Raw genomic sequence first — 14,762 nt, forward strand, 5'->3', positions numbered from 1 at the left:
GAATATTATGACTAAACAAGTTGAAAAGAAAGTTTTTGTAGGAACTCCATTTCCAGATGGTATGATGGATGCACAAAAGAGTTTTGCTGAATCAAACAAACTAGTTGAAAACAATGATACTTTTAAAAAGTTTTTGGAAGACAATAATTTAGAAAATAAAAGAAGTGCAATGATTGTCTTTGGTCCAGAAAACTTTATGTACTGGTACGGTGTAATTACTGATGGAAGCTTAGAAGTTCCTAAAGGATTAATAAAATATGAGCTTCCAAAGGCAGAAGTAGCTGAAGAAATTATTGAAAACTCAAATCCTGTATTTTTTGATTTACCACTTAATTCAGTTTTACCAGAATTTATTAAAAAGATCACTGAGAGTGGTGTTCAAGTTTATGAAAATATTGGTGATAGTCCAGTTCCATACATTGTAGAGGATATGGATTTAGATAATAAAAAACTGACCCAAATGCTTTACGTTAAGGCCAGTGAGTAATTAATGTTGCTTAGGATCTATTGAAAGATTGTCATATTCTACATAGGCTCCAAGACAAGTTGAAATGAGCATTACAAGCATTACAAATCCTGTAGAAGTGCCAACAATTTGATCTAACGTCAAAAAACTTCTAACTATAACAGTTGCTAAAATACATAAAACAAAGTCAAGTATTACATTTGCTACTAACAAGAAATATCGACGTCGAATACTAAAAAAACGAAGCAGTTGCTTTAATAAGCCATCATTTGTTTCCATGGCAAGTAAGTCAACTGGACGCTGGATGGTTGCTTTAATTCCAAACATAACTATTGAACCAACCAAGGCTCCTATCATAGTTCTAAAAATATCTGCAGAATGCAAGACTAACGCATTATAACCAATTCCAATAATTAGAAGGCTACAGATATATGGAATTAATAGTAGAAATGTAAATACAAGCAATACGTGACTTTTCTTCATTTTAAAACCTCGCTTCTTAATGGTATTTTAGCATATTAAATTTAACTATATGCTATAATTAATTTATTTAAAGAAGATTTTAGTTTTAGTATTTATATGAACTAAGAAAGAGAGAAAAAACTATGAGTAGCGATCCTGCTGCTGAAAATTTATTTGATAAATTACGTAATAAATTTTCTGGTGAAAATGAAGTAAGGACCAGAGATCATTTAAAAGAAGAAATAAATACTCTTCATAAAAATGATAAGATTTCTGATACAGAATTTTCAATGTTAGAAGGAATTTTAGATTTTCAAGGTAAAATGGTGCGAGAAGTAATGGTGCCACGAACTGATGCTTTTATGATTGATGCGTCAATTCCATTTCAGGATAATTTGGATGAGATTTTACGTGAACCATATTCTCGTGTACCAGTTTACAATAAAGATAAAGATAAAATTATTGGAATTATCCATATTCGAACAGTATTACGAAAAGCTCGTAAAGTTGGTTTTGATAAGTTAGACTATAATGATGTAATGAGTGAGCCATTATTTGCTCCTGAAACTTTAGACTTGGGAGAGCTTTTGGTGGAAATGCAACAAACTCAACGACAACTTGCCGTTTTAACAGATGAATATGGTGGTGTGGTTGGCATTGCAACAATTGAAGATTTAATTGAAGAAATTGTTGGTGACATTGATGATGAAGTTGACCATGCCGAGGTCTTGTTTAATCAAATTGCGCCTAATAAGTATGTAATTTATGGTAAGATGCCGCTTGATGATTTTAATGAAGAGTTTGGTACTGATATTCAAATGGAAGATGTTGATACGGTGGCTGGCTTTGTCATTAATACATTGAAAATGATACCTGCTAAAGGAGAAAAATTAAGCGTAAAGTTAGATAATGGAATGACTTTGACTACAAGAAGAATGAAAGGCTCACGTCTTTTAACAGTATTGCTTACAATTCCAGAGAATTTAGATAATAAGGAAGAATTAGAGGATTAATGAATAAAGAGTTATTAGATAAAGTTAAGAAGAGAAGAACATTTGCAATTATTTCACACCCAGATGCTGGTAAAACCACGATTACTGAACAATTACTTCTTTTTGGTGGAGTAATTCGTCAAGCCGGAACTGTAAAAGCTCGTAAAACTGGTAATTATGCAACTAGTGACTGGATGGAAATCGAAAAAAAGCGTGGTATTTCTGTAACTAGTTCTGTTATGCAGTTTGAATATCAAGGTAAGCGTATTAATATTTTGGATACACCTGGTCACCAAGATTTCTCAGAAGATACTTATCGTACTTTGATGGCTGTTGACAGCGCTGTAATGGTTATTGACTCAGCTAAAGGTATTGAGCCACAAACTAAGAAACTTTTTAAAGTTGTAAAACAACGTGGTATTCCAATTTTTACTTTTATGAATAAGCTTGACCGTGATGGTCGTCCACCACTAGATTTAATTGCAGAGCTTGAAGATTTGCTTGGCATTGAAGGTGTAGCAATGGACTGGCCGATTGGTTCTGGGCAAACTTTGAAAGGGCTATATGACATTGCTAATAATCGAGTTGAACTTTATCATAAAGATGGTGAAGACCGTTTTATTCCACTTAATGATGAGGGAAAATTGCCAGATAGTGAAGAATTAAGTCATGATCCACAATTTGAAGAAACTTTAGATGAAATTGATTTAATAAAAGAAGCTGGAAATAAGTTTGACCGTGAAAAGATTGCAATGGGGGATCAAACACCTGTCTTCTTCGGTTCTGCTCTTACTAACTTTGGTGTAGAAACTTTCTTAAATAGTTTTGTGGATTTAGCACCAGCTCCAGAAAGTCATACAGTTAATGGGGATGAAGAGTTAAGCCCAGAAGATCCAGAATTTTCAGGATTTGTATTTAAAATTCAAGCTAATATGAATCCTCATCACCGAGATCGTATTGCTTTTGTACGTGTCGGTAGTGGTGAATTTAAAAAGGGTCTTGATGTAACTTTAGCACGAACTGGTAAACCAATTCGCTTAAACAACGCTACAGAATTTATGTCTAGTGAACGTGTACAAGTTTCTGATGCGGTTGCTGGTGATATTGTCGGATTATATGATACTGGTAATTTCCAAATTGGAGACAGTATTTATTCAGGTAAGCGTAAAATTGTTTATCCTGAATTACCAGAATTTACGCCAGAATTATTTATGAGAGTAACTGCTAAAAATGTTATGAAACAAAAATCATTCCACAAGGGAATGAATCAATTAGTCCAAGAAGGTGCGATCCAACTATATCGTAATTATCAAACTGATGAATATATTTTAGGGGCTGTAGGACAATTGCAGTTTGAAGTATTTAAATTCAGAATGATGAATGAATATAATTCAGAAGTTGAAATGACACCAATTGGTAATAGAGTTGCCCGTTGGATTGATCCAGAACAGCTTGATCCTGCAATGTCTAATTCAAGAAACTTATTAGTTAAAGATAGATATGATAATCCATTATTCTTGTTTGAAAATGCATTTGCGGAAAGATTTTTCCATGATAAATATCCAGATGTAAAATTAACTGAAAAATTATAAAAAATAAGGATTGAGTTTTCCTCAATCCTTATTTTTATTTATCGATATGAATCTCAACGACATGACGACTTTTATCTACGGTGAGAGTATAAGAAGTGTCAGTATTTTTTACCAGACGCTTAATTACGAATTCAACTTCATCTTCACGGATACGACGATCATGGTTTTCCAAGACGATTCCAATTGAATTCTTGTTTTCAGTGTAAATAACTGAAGTATTGCCTAATGAGTAAACCTTTACATAAGTTGCTCTGGTTGTGTTAAGTTGACTGTGAACTAGGTCAGAATAACTGTTAGTTACATCAATTAAATGCATGGATTTCACCCGTTTCTGTACTATTAACTTCCATCTTTAGTATACCTTAAATAGAGAATTTAAGCATAAAAAATCTCCGAGATTTTGTTAAATAACAAAAGGAGATGACTTACATCCCCTTTTTGTTATTTGTATATATTTAGAAAAATTTACAATTTAGTCCTAATTACTTTTCTTTGATAACAATTTCATCGCTTACTAAATCAGCTACCAAATCTTTTGCTGTTGGATTATCAAGCTTGTAGTCGGCAACTTTATCTTCAATTTCTTCTTGAATAGTTCTACGAAGTGGGCGAGCACCCATTGCTGGGTTGAAGCCTTCATCAACAAGCTTTTCCTTTGCTTTTTCAGTAACGTCAATATGCAAACCTTGATCTTTAACCATATCGTTAGTCTTGGCAAGCATTAAGTTAACGATTTTAATCAAGTCATCCTTAGTTAATTCATTGAATTCAATAACGTCATCTAAACGGTTCAAAAATTCTGGCTTAAAGAATTGAGTCATGTTATTTCGTGCTGAATCTTTTTCTTCTTTTTGATTTTCAGCTGCAAAACCAACACTTGCATTCTTGATTCCTTGTCCAGCATTTGAAGTCATGATAATAATTGTATCCTTGAAAGATACAGTTCTACCTTGTGAATCCGTTAAGCGACCATCATCTAGGATTTGTAAGAATAAATTCATAACATCAGGATGAGCTTTTTCAATTTCATCAAGTAAAATCAAGCTATATGGGTTATGACGTACTTGTTCAGTTAGCTGTCCAGCTTCCTCATATCCCACATATCCGGGTGCAGAACCGATTAATTTAGACACAGAATATGCTTCCATGTATTCTGACATATCAAAACGAATCATGCTGTCGCTTGAACCAAACATTTGCTTAGCTAGTTGCTTGGCAAGTTCAGTTTTACCAACACCAGTTGGTCCTACAAAGAGGAAGGAGCCAATTGGACGACCTGATTTATTAAAACCAATTCTATTTCTTCTAATTGCACGAGCAACTTTTTCAACAGCTTTATCTTGACCGATAACTTTACCCTCAAGATCTTTAGAAAGGTTTTGTAATTGATTTTCTTCTTGTTTTTGAATATCACCAACAGGGATGTTAGTTTTTTCTTCCACAATCTTATTCATGATCTTATCAGTAATCATAGGGGATTTATCTGGATCAACGTTTTGATTTTTCATTTTATCGTATTTTTCGATTTGATCACGATAATAGGCTGCTTTTTCGTAGTCTTCATTCTTTAAAGCATCTTGCTTTAATTGTTCAGCTGCAGAAATGCGTTCTTGCATCTTTTCTTTATCGATATATGGAATAGTTAAATTCATACGTGAACCAGCTTCATCCAAAAGGTCGATGGCCTTATCAGGTAAAAATCTGTCTTGAATGTAGCGAGCAGAAAGTTTAGCTGCACTTTCAACTGCAGAATCAGTATATTGAACATGATGATAATCTTCGTAACGTTTTTGAATACCTTTCAAAATGCGAATGGTTTCATCAATAGTAGGTTCCTTAACTTCGACTGGTTGGAAGCGTCTTGCTAAAGCAGAATCTTTTTCGATTTCACGATATTCTTTAATTGTGGTAGCACCAACTAATTGAAGCTCACCACGAGCTAAAGCTGGTTTAATAATGTTTCCAGCATCCATTCCACCTTCAGCATTACCTGCGCCGACAATTTCATGGATTTCATCGATAAAGAGAATTACATCGTTTCTAGATTGCAATTCTTTGATAAGTTGTTCCATTCTCTGTTCAAATTGTCCTCTAATTCCGGTACCTTGAACTAATGAAACAACATTTAATGAAATAATCTTTTTGTCTTGTAGTTTTGCTGGTACAGAACCATCAACTATTTGTTGAGCTAAACCTTCAACAACTGCTGTTTTACCAACACCAGCTTCTCCAATAAGAACAGGATTATTTTTGGTTCTTCTATTTAAAATTTCAATTACTCTAGCAATTTCTTTATCACGACCAATGACCGGATCGATTTTTCCTTTTTTAGCAAGAGCTGTTAAATCTGTTCCATATTGATCTAAAAGAGAGCGATTATTTCCACCTTGAGGTCCTCTTGGACCGCCACCCATTTGCATATCTGGTCCTTGATTGTTATTTGAGGCGTTTCGATTATTTCCATTTAAAGCATTAAATAAATCATCAAAGTCGCCAAAAATTGCATTATTATCGTTATTCATATTTAAATTTCCTTGTTCATTTTTTAATTCTTGATAACATTGTTGGCATAAATCAACTTCACGGCTTTGGCCATTCACTTTAGTAAAAAGGTGAATAGAGGCAGGCCGTTGGTGACAATTTTGACATAACATTGTTCTTACCGCCTTTCAGTTTCAAACTTTAATAAAATTGTATGATTAGCACTCTAAGATGTCAAGTGCTAAAGCTTATGAACTTATTTTTTGTAAGAAAAACTTAAAGATTTCTTGTGATAATGCTTTCAAAAAATATTAATATTTCATAAAAGGGAATATATAAAGTAGAATTTTATAGCAAAAAATTATACACTCATTAAAAGTGTGGTGATAAAATGGATTACCGAAAAGTTCTCGACCAGTTAGTCGATGGTGAATTGAAAGAGTTTAAGGTTGAACCTAAAGAGGCCTTTGATTTTCAACGAACTTTAAGAAATTACGAAAAAAGACAATCTATTACTGGACGCGCAATGCGTGGAGGTTCAATTATTTATTCGGCGGTAAATAGTGTCAAATAAATAATGTAAACTGTTACATAATAGTTGTTTATTTCGTTAAAAAATGATAATCTATTACTCGAATGGGTATTTATTACCAGTTTAATTTTTCAATTTAAAAGGAGATATTCAAAAATGGAAAAACGCGATTTTCACATTATTGCAGAAACAGGTATTCACGCACGTCCAGCAACTTTGCTTGTACAAGCTGCTTCAAAGTTTGGTTCAGACATTAACTTGGAATACAATGGTAAGTCAGTAAACTTGAAGTCAATCATGGGTGTTATGTCACTTGGTGTTGGTCAAAATGCTGATGTTACTATCACTGCTGATGGTGACGATGAAAAAGATGCATTGGATGCAATTGCTGACACTATGAAAAAAGAAGGTTTAGCTGAATAATGACCAAGACTTTAAAAGGTATTGCTGCAAGTGACGGTATCGCTGTTGCTCCAGCTTATCTTTTGGTAGAGCCTGATCTTTCATTTTCTAAGAAATCAATTTCTGATGTTGATAGTGAAGTAGCTCGTTACAAGAAGGCTATTGAAGAATCAACTGCTGAAGTTGAAAAAATTCGTGATGTTGCAAAAAAGAGCTTGGGCGAAGAAGAAGCACAAGTTTTTGATGCTCACCTCATGATTTTGAATGACCCAGAATTTACTGGTGCCATTGAAGATGAAATCAAGAACCAAAAGATTAATGCAGAAGCTGCTCTTGATGAAACTGCTCAAAAATTCATTACAATTTTTGAAAGTATGACTGATAATCCTTACATGCAAGAACGTGCTGCTGATGTACGCGATGTTTCAAAGCGTATCATGGCTCATTTATTAGGTAAGGAATTGCCAAATCCAGCTTCTATCGATCATGAAGTTGTTGTTGTAGCACACGATTTAACTCCAAGTGATACTGCACAACTTAACAAGAAATATGTTAAAGGCTTTGTAACTGATGTTGGTGGTCGTACTGCTCACTCAGCTATTATGGCTCGTTCACTTGAATTGCCAGCTGTTGTTGGTACTGATTCAATTACTGAAGACGTTAAAAATGGTGAAACTTTAATCATTGACGGCTTAGATGGTGATGTAATCATTAACCCAACTGATGAACAAATTGGTGAATATGAACAAAAACGTGAAGACTTCCTTAAACAAAAAGCTGAATGGCAAAAGTTGAAGGACCAACCTTCACTTACTGCAGATGGTAAGAAATTTACTATTGCAGCAAATATTGGTACTCCAGATGATATGCCAGGTGTACATGAAAACGGTGCTGAAGCTATTGGTTTATACAGAACTGAATTTTTGTACATGAATTCCTCAGATTTTCCAACTGAAGAAGCTCAATTTGAAGCTTATAAGAAGGTTATTGAAGGAATGAATGGTAAGCAAGTTATTATTAGAACTTGTGATATCGGTGGAGATAAGCACCTTGATTACTGGGACTTGCCAGATGAAATGAACCCATTCTTGGGTGTTCGTGCTATTCGTCTTTCACTTAAGAGCCAAGAAATTTTCCGTACGCAATTAAGAGCACTTCTTCGTGCTTCTGCTTATGGTAGTTTAGGTATTATGTTCCCAATGATTGGTACTTTAGGTGAATTGCGTAAAGCTAAGGCAATCTTGGCAGAAGAAAAGAACAAGCTTACAAAAGACGGTGTTAAGATTGGCGACAACTTACAAGTTGGTATGATGATCGAAGTACCGGCTGCAGCTGTTCTTGCCGATCAATTTGCTAAAGAAGTTGACTTCTTCTCAATTGGTACTAATGACTTGATTCAATATACTATGGCTGCTGACCGTGGTAATGACAATGTTTCATACTTGTACCAACCATATAATCCATCAGTACTTCGTTTGATTAAGCATACTATTGATGCTGCTCATGATAATGGTATTTGGTGTGGTATGTGTGGTGAAGCTGCTGGTGATAACGTTATGTTCCCAATTTTACTTTCTATGGGACTTGACGAATACTCAATGAGTGCAACTTCAATCTTGCGTATTAGAAGTTTGATGAAGAAGCTTAATACTGCTGACCTCAAAGAATTAGCTAATGAAGCTTGTTTTGTTTCAGAAACCTCTGAACAAAATGAAAAGTTAGTTAATGACTTAATGGCAAAGTTAACTAAGTAGTTAACTCAACAAAAAATAGACTAAGCGTTAGCTTAGTCTATTTTTTGTCTATTATTCTTATAAGTTATTAAATAAAAAATTCACAAATAATTCACGTTTTACCTTTATTATTAGATGTAACGTAAAAGTTAACAGTAAATAAAAAATGGTCACTTACAAAAAAGAAGTATTTATGATATAATTATTTCAGGCTGAAGGAAGAAATAATGTCTGTTTCAAGGAGCGTGAATTAAATGGTAGATTTATACGTATCTCCAAGTTGTACATCATGTCGAAAAGCAAAAGCATGGTTAAAAAAGCATGATATTCCTTTTAAGGAAAGAAACATCTTCTCTGAACCTCTTTCAAAAGAGGAACTTACTCAAATCTTACGCATGACTGAAAATGGAACTGAAGAAATTATTTCCACCCGTTCGAGAGCTTTTCAGGAGTTAAAGGTAAACTTAGATGATTTATCAATTGATGAATTACTTGACTTGGTTGAAAAGAATCCAAGTTTATTAAGAAGACCGATTATCATGGATGATCGTCGCCTTCAAGTAGGATACAATGAAGATGAAATTCGTCGATTCTTACCACGTAAAGTTCGTAGATTAGAACTTGCAGAAGCTCAAAAGATTGCTGACTTATAATTGAGTTAAACTGATAATGGCGTTAGTTTTTGAGACTAACGCTTTTATTTTTTTGTTAAAGTAGGTTACAATAATAACAGTATCACTGGCATGGAGGTGACTATTGTGCAAGTTGATCATATTGATGAAAATACAATTCGTGTACGGATTACTAAGCAAGAGTTAGAAAAAAGAGGGGTTAAAATTTTAGATTTATTAGGCGATAAGTCTAAGATTCAACAATTTTTCTATTCTATTCTTGATGAAATCGACACAGACCATAGTTTTGCAGATAATACGCCTGTTACTTTTCAAGTTATGCCCAATAATGGTGGGCTAGATTTATTGATAAGTAAGGTTCCAGGAATGAAACCAGGTACTTTTCCAAAACTAGATGGTACGGATGATAGTCAGGATAGTTTTTTTGATTTAAATGATAAGGTATCTAATTCTAAAAAGTCTGATTCTGGCAATGATTGGAAATTGCAAAAGAGACAAGCTTATCGCTTTAACGATTTAGGAGTGGTTATTGAGTTAGCTGATAGCCTTAAAGTTAGTGATTTAGCAGCAAGTCTTTATTATCTTAAAGGACAATATTATTTAGATTTAGCATTTTTAGATGAGGATTATGCTGAGCTTACTCCAGCAGATGCATGGACTATTACTAATGAATATGGAATTCATGTAGAAAATAGTGAAATGGATTTTGTTAGAAGAACCGGTAAAATTATCTTTAAACAAGATGCATTAGGAAATATTCGCCAATATTTTTGTAAAGCATAATAAATAAAAAAAGGACGAGCAGTGCTCGTCCTTTTTTGCGTACTTAAATTTGGGTGATAATTTTGTATGCAGCACTTTTAAATGGAAAATTAGTATTAGCAAAAAGCGAGGCGTACCTTATAACTATAGGGCAGAAAAAAATAAATTATGAAAAATATTGCTGTCCGCATTGTAAAAAGCGAGTAATTTTAATCGTTTCGCAGAAAAAGACTGCCTTTTTCAAACATTTTAGATCTGTTGATAATTTACTAGGAGAAAAAGAAGAACATCATACTTCTAAACTTCTTTTAAAAACGGCGTTAACTGCGGCTGGATTTGATGCACAAGTAGAAATTCCACTAGCTGAGAGACAATTAAGAGCAGATGTTTTAGCATCCCCTAAATTGGCGTTTGAAGTTCAATGTGCACCATTAAGTGAAAAAGAGTTTAATCATCGACATAGTTTATATCGTCAAATTGGGGTTAAAGATATTTGGATTGTCGGAAGAAGGCATTATTTAAATCATAAAATAAAAAAAGCCCAGTTAATTTTTATGAGAGAAAATCAACTGTGGCAATCTTATTATTTAGAAATTGATCCAATGAACCAACTACTTCGCTTAAAGTATAATATTGTTCAAGAACCAATTACTCGGGTAGTCTATTACCAGACACAAGAATTTTTGCTTGATGAAATCGGAATAAAAGAGTTTTGGCGTTATCAACCTAATTTAAAAAACTATCAACTTAATCCAACTGGTCAAAAAGAATATTTGAGACAGCAGATTAAACAAAAAAGTAAAATAGGCCTGCAAATTGCAGAAAAACTTTATCAAAAACGAATTTCCTTAGATGAATTGCCCAAGTCTTTATTTACAAAATGGAGAAGACCTGGTGAAAGAAATACCATTGAACAGTATTTAGACCAAACGTAAATGTTTGTCGGCAAAGATATCAGGAAATAGAGTTTTTCTTTCAGGTTTTGAAGATAATAAATCAATTAATTCTTTATAATCTAAAGACCCTTCAAGAAGCATTCCACTTCCTTCTTCATCTTCATTAAAAATTACAGTGGTAGGTGTGCTGACAACATTCCATTGTTCTGCTAGCTTTAAATCTTGTTTAATAGAATCATCAATGTAATTACCATTTTTGGCGGCATTGATGTTTTTTGGATTTAAACCAATTTCTTTTGCTACTATTGTTGGCATATCTGCACAATAAAGAGAGCAATCATTGCTTAGTTTTTGTTGAAGAGCAAAGATAAACTTTCTTGCTTTTTTATTGCCATATGCTAGTTTAATTGCATGATAATCTTGTAAAGCACGATTAGTTGCAATTGTATATCTGGTAATATCAATTACCTTTTGTGCGTCCTTACGTCTACGCATGATATCATCTTGAATTACATTCATACTTGTAATTGGAATAAAGTGATAACATGCTTCTACTCCTAATTCATTAATTGCATCTTGGATTTGTTTTTCGATATCATAACAGTAGATGCCTATTGGATTAATGAAGAGAAAAAACTCGAACATAATTTTAAACTCCCCTAATTAAAATGACTTATTGTTACTTTAGCAAACAACAAATTTAGAAACAAAAAATATGCTTTTCTATTCTATTTCTATATCTATTTCTATTTCTTATGGGCAAAAGCGCGACCAATTTTACTTTGATTGGTGCGATTTGCTGCTTGCTTGAAATGATACTCTTTTTCCAACTGAATTAAAACTTTTTTGATTAGAGCGGGATTTGAGTTTTCAATTTCAAGCTCATAATCGCTATATCCATCAGGATATGTCGTTTTATCTAAGGTTAATTCGCAATTTTGCGGACCATTTAAAAGCCTGCGGTGAGTTTTACTCCAGGTTTGAAGCAAGAATATTTGGTCTGTAAAATTCTTAGATAAATAAGCACCGACGCTGCCCGTAAATTTAATTGCTTTACCAGCTTCTGCTTGCTTAACTAAGGACTTTGCATCCCGTACTTCTAGTTTATCATTTATTTCAATTACTTCATGAAATTTGACTTGGAGAGGATTTTTTTCAGGTACTTTTAAGGTTTGTTCAGCCTTATCTGAAAAAATACGAATTCTTCCTGCAATGTTATTGCTTTTTAACGAATGATTTAGACTATCAAAATAATAATTGGTTTGAACAAAATCTTCCTTATTAAAAAATGCATTAACTAACTTATTAAAAATATCTTCGGTTAAAATAGTTTTAGATTCAATTTCACGATTTTTCGACATTTGTGAGTCCTCCAGTCTGTATATTATTATTATATGTTAAAATGAATGTGTTTGGTTCAACGAAAGGAAAATTTTCTCTATGAACATTGAATGGGATAACTTTTTATGGCCTTATAATGAGGCAGTACGAGAACTTAAAGTAAAATTTCGCTCACTTAGACAAGGTTTTTTAACCAAAGGAGAGCATTCACCGATTGAATTTGTGATTGGTCGAGTTAAGACAGTAGATTCAATTAAAGAAAAAATGCAAAGACGTGTAATTAGTCCTGATGTTATTGAAACTGATATGCAAGATATAGCAGGGATAAGAATAGTTACACAATTTGTCGATGATATTTATAAAGTTGTAGACATGATTCACCAGCGTGAAGATATGGAAGTAGTTGAAGAACGTGACTATATTCAAAATGCCAAACCTTCGGGCTATCGTTCATATCATATGGTGATTTCTTATACGGTGTATTTACCAGAAGGACCTAAAACTTTAATTGCTGAAATTCAGCTTAGAACTTTAGCGATGAATTTTTGGGCTACAGTAGAACATACTCTTAACTATAAATATCAAGGCTCTTATCCTGATGATATTTCTAAAAGACTTAAATCAACTGCAGAAGCTGCATATAAATTAGATGAAGAAATGTCTTCAATCAAGGGAGAAGTGCAAGAAGCGCAGAAAATTTTTACAAAAAATAAGGGTAAGGAAAAACTATGAGAGTAACAATTGCGCATAATAATAATAAAAATACACTTGAAGTTGCGAAGAAATTAAAAAAATTACTTCAAGAAAAAAACGTGGTTTTTGATGCAAAATATCCTGATGTAGTAATTACTGTAGGTGGAGATGGTACTTTAATCAATGCTTTTCACCGTTATGAAAATCAAGTTGATTCAATTCGCTTTATTGGAGTCCATACTGGACACTTAGGTTTTTATACAGATTGGCGCAGTTATGATTTGAATAAAATGGTAGATGCATTATTACTTCGTAAACCAGAATCAGCTAAATATCCGCTCCTTGAAGTAGATTTGATTACAGAGTGTGGTGAAAAGAAACGTTATTTAGCTCTTAATGAATCTGCTGTTAAGAGAGTTTCGCATACTTTAGAGGCTAATGTATATATTGATGATCAATTATTTGAAAATTTTCGTGGGGATGGCTTATGTGTTTCTACTCCTACAGGTTCAACTGCATATAGCAAATCTTTAGGAGGAGCAGTCATTCATCCAGGCCTTAAAGCTCTTCAAATGACAGAGATTGCATCCATTAATAACCGTGTTTTTAGAACCCTTTCCGCTCCAATTGTTATTGCTCCTGATCAATGGATTACGATTGTACCAAATTCAGATCATTTCGTAATGACAATAGATGGAGAAAGGCTCGATGTGCGCAATGCTAAAAAAATAGTATATAAAATTTCAAATCATTCGATTCAATTTGACCGTTTTGGTCATCATAATTTTTGGAATCGAGTACAGAATTCATTTATTGGTGAAAATGATGACAGTATTTAAACTAATTGTAAAAGAAAAGGACCCAAAAAAATTGGGCTCTTTTTTAATGAAAAACGGTTTTTCAAAACAGGCTATCAATAAATCTAAACATCACGGTGGCATGATTTTAGTAAACCATAAACGAAGATATACAAGTTTTAATTTAAATCAAGGCGATGAAGTGTTTTTTATTACGGGACAAGAAAAAGAAAATCCTTGGTTAAAACCTTCAAATAATCCAATTGAAATTGTTAAAGAAACTAAGAACTATATAATAGTCAATAAACCAGCCGGAGTACTCTCTATTCCATCTCGTTATGAAGATTCAGATGCTGTAGTTAATCGGTTAATGGGTTACTTTCAAATAAAAAACGAAGATGCCAAACCTCATGTTATTACGCGCCTTGATCGAAATACATCTGGATTAGTGCTTGTAGGAAAAAATGCGGTAGCTCATGCTCGTTTTAGCAAGTATGATAAAGATTTATTTGTTAAAAAATATCATGCAATTGTTCATGGCAAGTTTAAAAACAATATAGGAATAGTTGATAAACCAATTGGTAAGAAGGGAAATGGTGTAAAAAGAGCTGTCCTATCTAATGGAAAAGCTGCCCAAACTGCTTATCAAGTTTTGAAACAGAAACAAAATGCTAGTTTAGTAGAGTTAAGACTATTCACAGGAAGGACTCATCAAATCAGAGTTCATATGCAGTCAATCGGGCATATATTATATGGAGACGAGTTATATGGTGCACAAGATAGTTTTAGTCGGCAGGCATTGAATTGTTTTTATTTGAAATTTCCAGATCCATTTACAAATAAAATTGTTGAGATAAGAATTGATGATCCTAATGATATGAAAGAACTTTGGACTAGTTTAAACTAGTCTTTATTTTTTAGTAAAGATATATGTTTTTAGATATGAATTGTTGAATTGTGAAAGTGTTTCCAATAAAATAT

The 14,762-nt window shown here is 33.2% G+C and carries 17 protein-coding genes; 12 read left to right on the top strand and 5 right to left on the bottom strand.

Features of this window, described 5'->3' with window-relative positions:
• The first annotated feature begins 7 nt into the window (after nucleotides 1–7).
• Nucleotides 8–487, top strand: a complete 480-nt coding sequence (locus tag FOD82_RS02605) for a hypothetical protein (protein ID WP_144354937.1) — start codon at nucleotides 8–10, stop codon at nucleotides 485–487.
• Here the strand turns inward: FOD82_RS02605 and FOD82_RS02610 are convergent, their stop codons facing one another.
• The gene (locus tag FOD82_RS02610) at nucleotides 488–949 is read right to left on the bottom strand and encodes a hypothetical protein (RefSeq protein ID WP_144354938.1); all 462 of its coding nucleotides are present in this window, start codon (nucleotides 947–949) and stop codon (nucleotides 488–490) included.
• Nucleotides 950–1,071: 122 nt separating this feature from the next.
• Between FOD82_RS02610 and FOD82_RS02615 the strand changes: the two genes are divergently transcribed.
• Together FOD82_RS02615 and FOD82_RS02620 are read left to right on the top strand one after the other, a co-directional pair.
• Nucleotides 1,072–1,941 (top strand): hemolysin family protein, encoded by an 870-nt coding sequence (locus tag FOD82_RS02615; RefSeq protein WP_144354939.1) that lies wholly within the window; start codon nucleotides 1,072–1,074, stop codon nucleotides 1,939–1,941.
• Nucleotides 1,941–3,512 carry a peptide chain release factor 3 gene (locus tag FOD82_RS02620; protein ID WP_144354940.1) on the top strand — a complete coding sequence of 524 codons (1,572 nt, stop codon included), beginning with the start codon at nucleotides 1,941–1,943 and terminating at the stop codon, nucleotides 3,510–3,512. The genes FOD82_RS02615 and FOD82_RS02620 overlap by 1 nt, the downstream gene beginning before the upstream one ends.
• A 34-nt stretch (nucleotides 3,513–3,546) precedes the next feature.
• Here the strand turns inward: FOD82_RS02620 and FOD82_RS02625 are convergent, their stop codons facing one another.
• Together FOD82_RS02625 and FOD82_RS02630 are read right to left on the bottom strand one after the other, a co-directional pair.
• On the bottom strand, nucleotides 3,547–3,828 hold the full coding sequence (locus FOD82_RS02625; protein ID WP_144354941.1) for a DUF1827 family protein: 282 nt from the start codon (nucleotides 3,826–3,828) through the stop codon (nucleotides 3,547–3,549).
• A gap of 166 nt (nucleotides 3,829–3,994) precedes the next feature.
• Nucleotides 3,995–6,166 carry an ATP-dependent Clp protease ATP-binding subunit gene (locus FOD82_RS02630; protein ID WP_144354942.1) on the bottom strand — a complete coding sequence of 724 codons (2,172 nt, stop codon included), beginning with the start codon at nucleotides 6,164–6,166 and terminating at the stop codon, nucleotides 3,995–3,997.
• Between the two features lie 218 nt (nucleotides 6,167–6,384).
• On the opposite strand from FOD82_RS02630, the gene FOD82_RS02635 reads away from it, so the two are divergent.
• The 6 genes from FOD82_RS02635 (at nucleotide 6,385) to FOD82_RS02660 (ending at nucleotide 10,989) form a co-directional block, all read left to right on the top strand.
• Nucleotides 6,385–6,567, top strand: coding sequence for a hypothetical protein (locus tag FOD82_RS02635; RefSeq protein ID WP_144354943.1), 183 nt, complete (start codon nucleotides 6,385–6,387; stop codon nucleotides 6,565–6,567).
• Between the two features lie 114 nt (nucleotides 6,568–6,681).
• Complete coding sequence (locus FOD82_RS02640; RefSeq protein ID WP_144354944.1) at nucleotides 6,682–6,948, top strand: phosphocarrier protein HPr; 267 nt, start codon at nucleotides 6,682–6,684, stop codon at nucleotides 6,946–6,948.
• The gene (gene ptsP, locus FOD82_RS02645) at nucleotides 6,948–8,681 is read left to right on the top strand and encodes a phosphoenolpyruvate--protein phosphotransferase (protein WP_144354945.1); all 1,734 of its coding nucleotides are present in this window, start codon (nucleotides 6,948–6,950) and stop codon (nucleotides 8,679–8,681) included. The genes FOD82_RS02640 and ptsP overlap by 1 nt, the downstream gene beginning before the upstream one ends.
• Nucleotides 8,682–8,914: 233 nt before the next feature.
• Complete coding sequence (gene spxA, locus FOD82_RS02650; RefSeq protein WP_144354946.1) at nucleotides 8,915–9,313, top strand: transcriptional regulator SpxA; 399 nt, start codon at nucleotides 8,915–8,917, stop codon at nucleotides 9,311–9,313.
• 105 nt (nucleotides 9,314–9,418) lie between these two features.
• On the top strand, nucleotides 9,419–10,075 hold the full coding sequence (locus tag FOD82_RS02655) for an adaptor protein MecA (protein WP_144354947.1): 657 nt from the start codon (nucleotides 9,419–9,421) through the stop codon (nucleotides 10,073–10,075).
• A gap of 62 nt (nucleotides 10,076–10,137) precedes the next feature.
• Nucleotides 10,138–10,989 carry a competence protein CoiA family protein gene (locus tag FOD82_RS02660; RefSeq protein ID WP_144354948.1) on the top strand — a complete coding sequence of 284 codons (852 nt, stop codon included), beginning with the start codon at nucleotides 10,138–10,140 and terminating at the stop codon, nucleotides 10,987–10,989.
• Here FOD82_RS02660 and FOD82_RS02665 read toward each other — a convergent pair.
• Nucleotides 10,975–11,595, bottom strand: a complete 621-nt coding sequence (locus FOD82_RS02665) for a DsbA family protein (protein ID WP_144354949.1) — start codon at nucleotides 11,593–11,595, stop codon at nucleotides 10,975–10,977. The genes FOD82_RS02660 and FOD82_RS02665 overlap by 15 nt on opposite strands.
• A gap of 101 nt (nucleotides 11,596–11,696) precedes the next feature.
• Nucleotides 11,697–12,311, bottom strand: a complete 615-nt coding sequence (locus tag FOD82_RS02670) for a CYTH domain-containing protein (protein WP_144354950.1) — start codon at nucleotides 12,309–12,311, stop codon at nucleotides 11,697–11,699.
• 79 nt (nucleotides 12,312–12,390) lie between these two features.
• Here FOD82_RS02670 and FOD82_RS02675 point away from each other — a divergent pair, with 79 nt between their 5' ends.
• Genes FOD82_RS02675 through FOD82_RS02685 form a run of 3 tightly spaced genes read left to right on the top strand, consistent with a single transcriptional unit; the run spans nucleotide 12,391 to nucleotide 14,688 of the window.
• Nucleotides 12,391–13,023 (top strand): GTP pyrophosphokinase family protein, encoded by a 633-nt coding sequence (locus tag FOD82_RS02675; RefSeq protein ID WP_144354951.1) that lies wholly within the window; start codon nucleotides 12,391–12,393, stop codon nucleotides 13,021–13,023.
• Nucleotides 13,020–13,823: an NAD kinase gene (locus FOD82_RS02680; RefSeq protein ID WP_144354952.1), complete on the top strand. Its 804-nt coding sequence runs from the start codon at nucleotides 13,020–13,022 to the stop codon at nucleotides 13,821–13,823. Before FOD82_RS02675 ends, FOD82_RS02680 begins: the two co-directional genes overlap by 4 nt.
• Entirely contained in the window at nucleotides 13,807–14,688 is an 882-nt protein-coding gene (locus FOD82_RS02685; protein ID WP_144354953.1) for an RluA family pseudouridine synthase, read from the top strand. The genes FOD82_RS02680 and FOD82_RS02685 overlap by 17 nt, the downstream gene beginning before the upstream one ends.
• The last annotated feature ends 74 nt before the right edge of the window (nucleotides 14,689–14,762 follow it).

Source organism: Lactobacillus sp. LL6 (assembly GCF_007570935.1).
Classification (GTDB): Bacteria; Bacillota; Bacilli; order Lactobacillales; family Lactobacillaceae; genus Lactobacillus.

Excerpts from the sequence above, each read along its gene's own strand:
- FOD82_RS02605 (WP_144354937.1), top strand. The coding sequence starts at position 8 with ATGACTAAACAAGTTGAAAAGAAAGTTTTTGTAGGAACTCCATTTCCA.
- FOD82_RS02685 (WP_144354953.1), top strand. The coding sequence starts at position 13,807 with ATGATGACAGTATTTAAACTAATTGTAAAAGAAAAGGACCCAAAAAAA.
- ptsP (WP_144354945.1), top strand. The coding sequence starts at position 6,948 with ATGACCAAGACTTTAAAAGGTATTGCTGCAAGTGACGGTATCGCTGTT.
- FOD82_RS02610 (WP_144354938.1), bottom strand. The coding sequence starts at position 949 with ATGAAGAAAAGTCACGTATTGCTTGTATTTACATTTCTACTATTAATT.
- FOD82_RS02665 (WP_144354949.1), bottom strand. The coding sequence starts at position 11,595 with ATGTTCGAGTTTTTTCTCTTCATTAATCCAATAGGCATCTACTGTTAT.
- FOD82_RS02640 (WP_144354944.1), top strand. The coding sequence starts at position 6,682 with ATGGAAAAACGCGATTTTCACATTATTGCAGAAACAGGTATTCACGCA.
- FOD82_RS02635 (WP_144354943.1), top strand. The coding sequence starts at position 6,385 with ATGGATTACCGAAAAGTTCTCGACCAGTTAGTCGATGGTGAATTGAAA.
- FOD82_RS02615 (WP_144354939.1), top strand. The coding sequence starts at position 1,072 with ATGAGTAGCGATCCTGCTGCTGAAAATTTATTTGATAAATTACGTAAT.
- FOD82_RS02630 (WP_144354942.1), bottom strand. The coding sequence starts at position 6,166 with ATGTTATGTCAAAATTGTCACCAACGGCCTGCCTCTATTCACCTTTTT.
- FOD82_RS02620 (WP_144354940.1), top strand. The coding sequence starts at position 1,941 with ATGAATAAAGAGTTATTAGATAAAGTTAAGAAGAGAAGAACATTTGCA.
- FOD82_RS02625 (WP_144354941.1), bottom strand. The coding sequence starts at position 3,828 with ATGCATTTAATTGATGTAACTAACAGTTATTCTGACCTAGTTCACAGT.
- FOD82_RS02680 (WP_144354952.1), top strand. The coding sequence starts at position 13,020 with ATGAGAGTAACAATTGCGCATAATAATAATAAAAATACACTTGAAGTT.
- FOD82_RS02675 (WP_144354951.1), top strand. The coding sequence starts at position 12,391 with ATGAACATTGAATGGGATAACTTTTTATGGCCTTATAATGAGGCAGTA.
- spxA (WP_144354946.1), top strand. The coding sequence starts at position 8,915 with ATGGTAGATTTATACGTATCTCCAAGTTGTACATCATGTCGAAAAGCA.
- FOD82_RS02670 (WP_144354950.1), bottom strand. The coding sequence starts at position 12,311 with ATGTCGAAAAATCGTGAAATTGAATCTAAAACTATTTTAACCGAAGAT.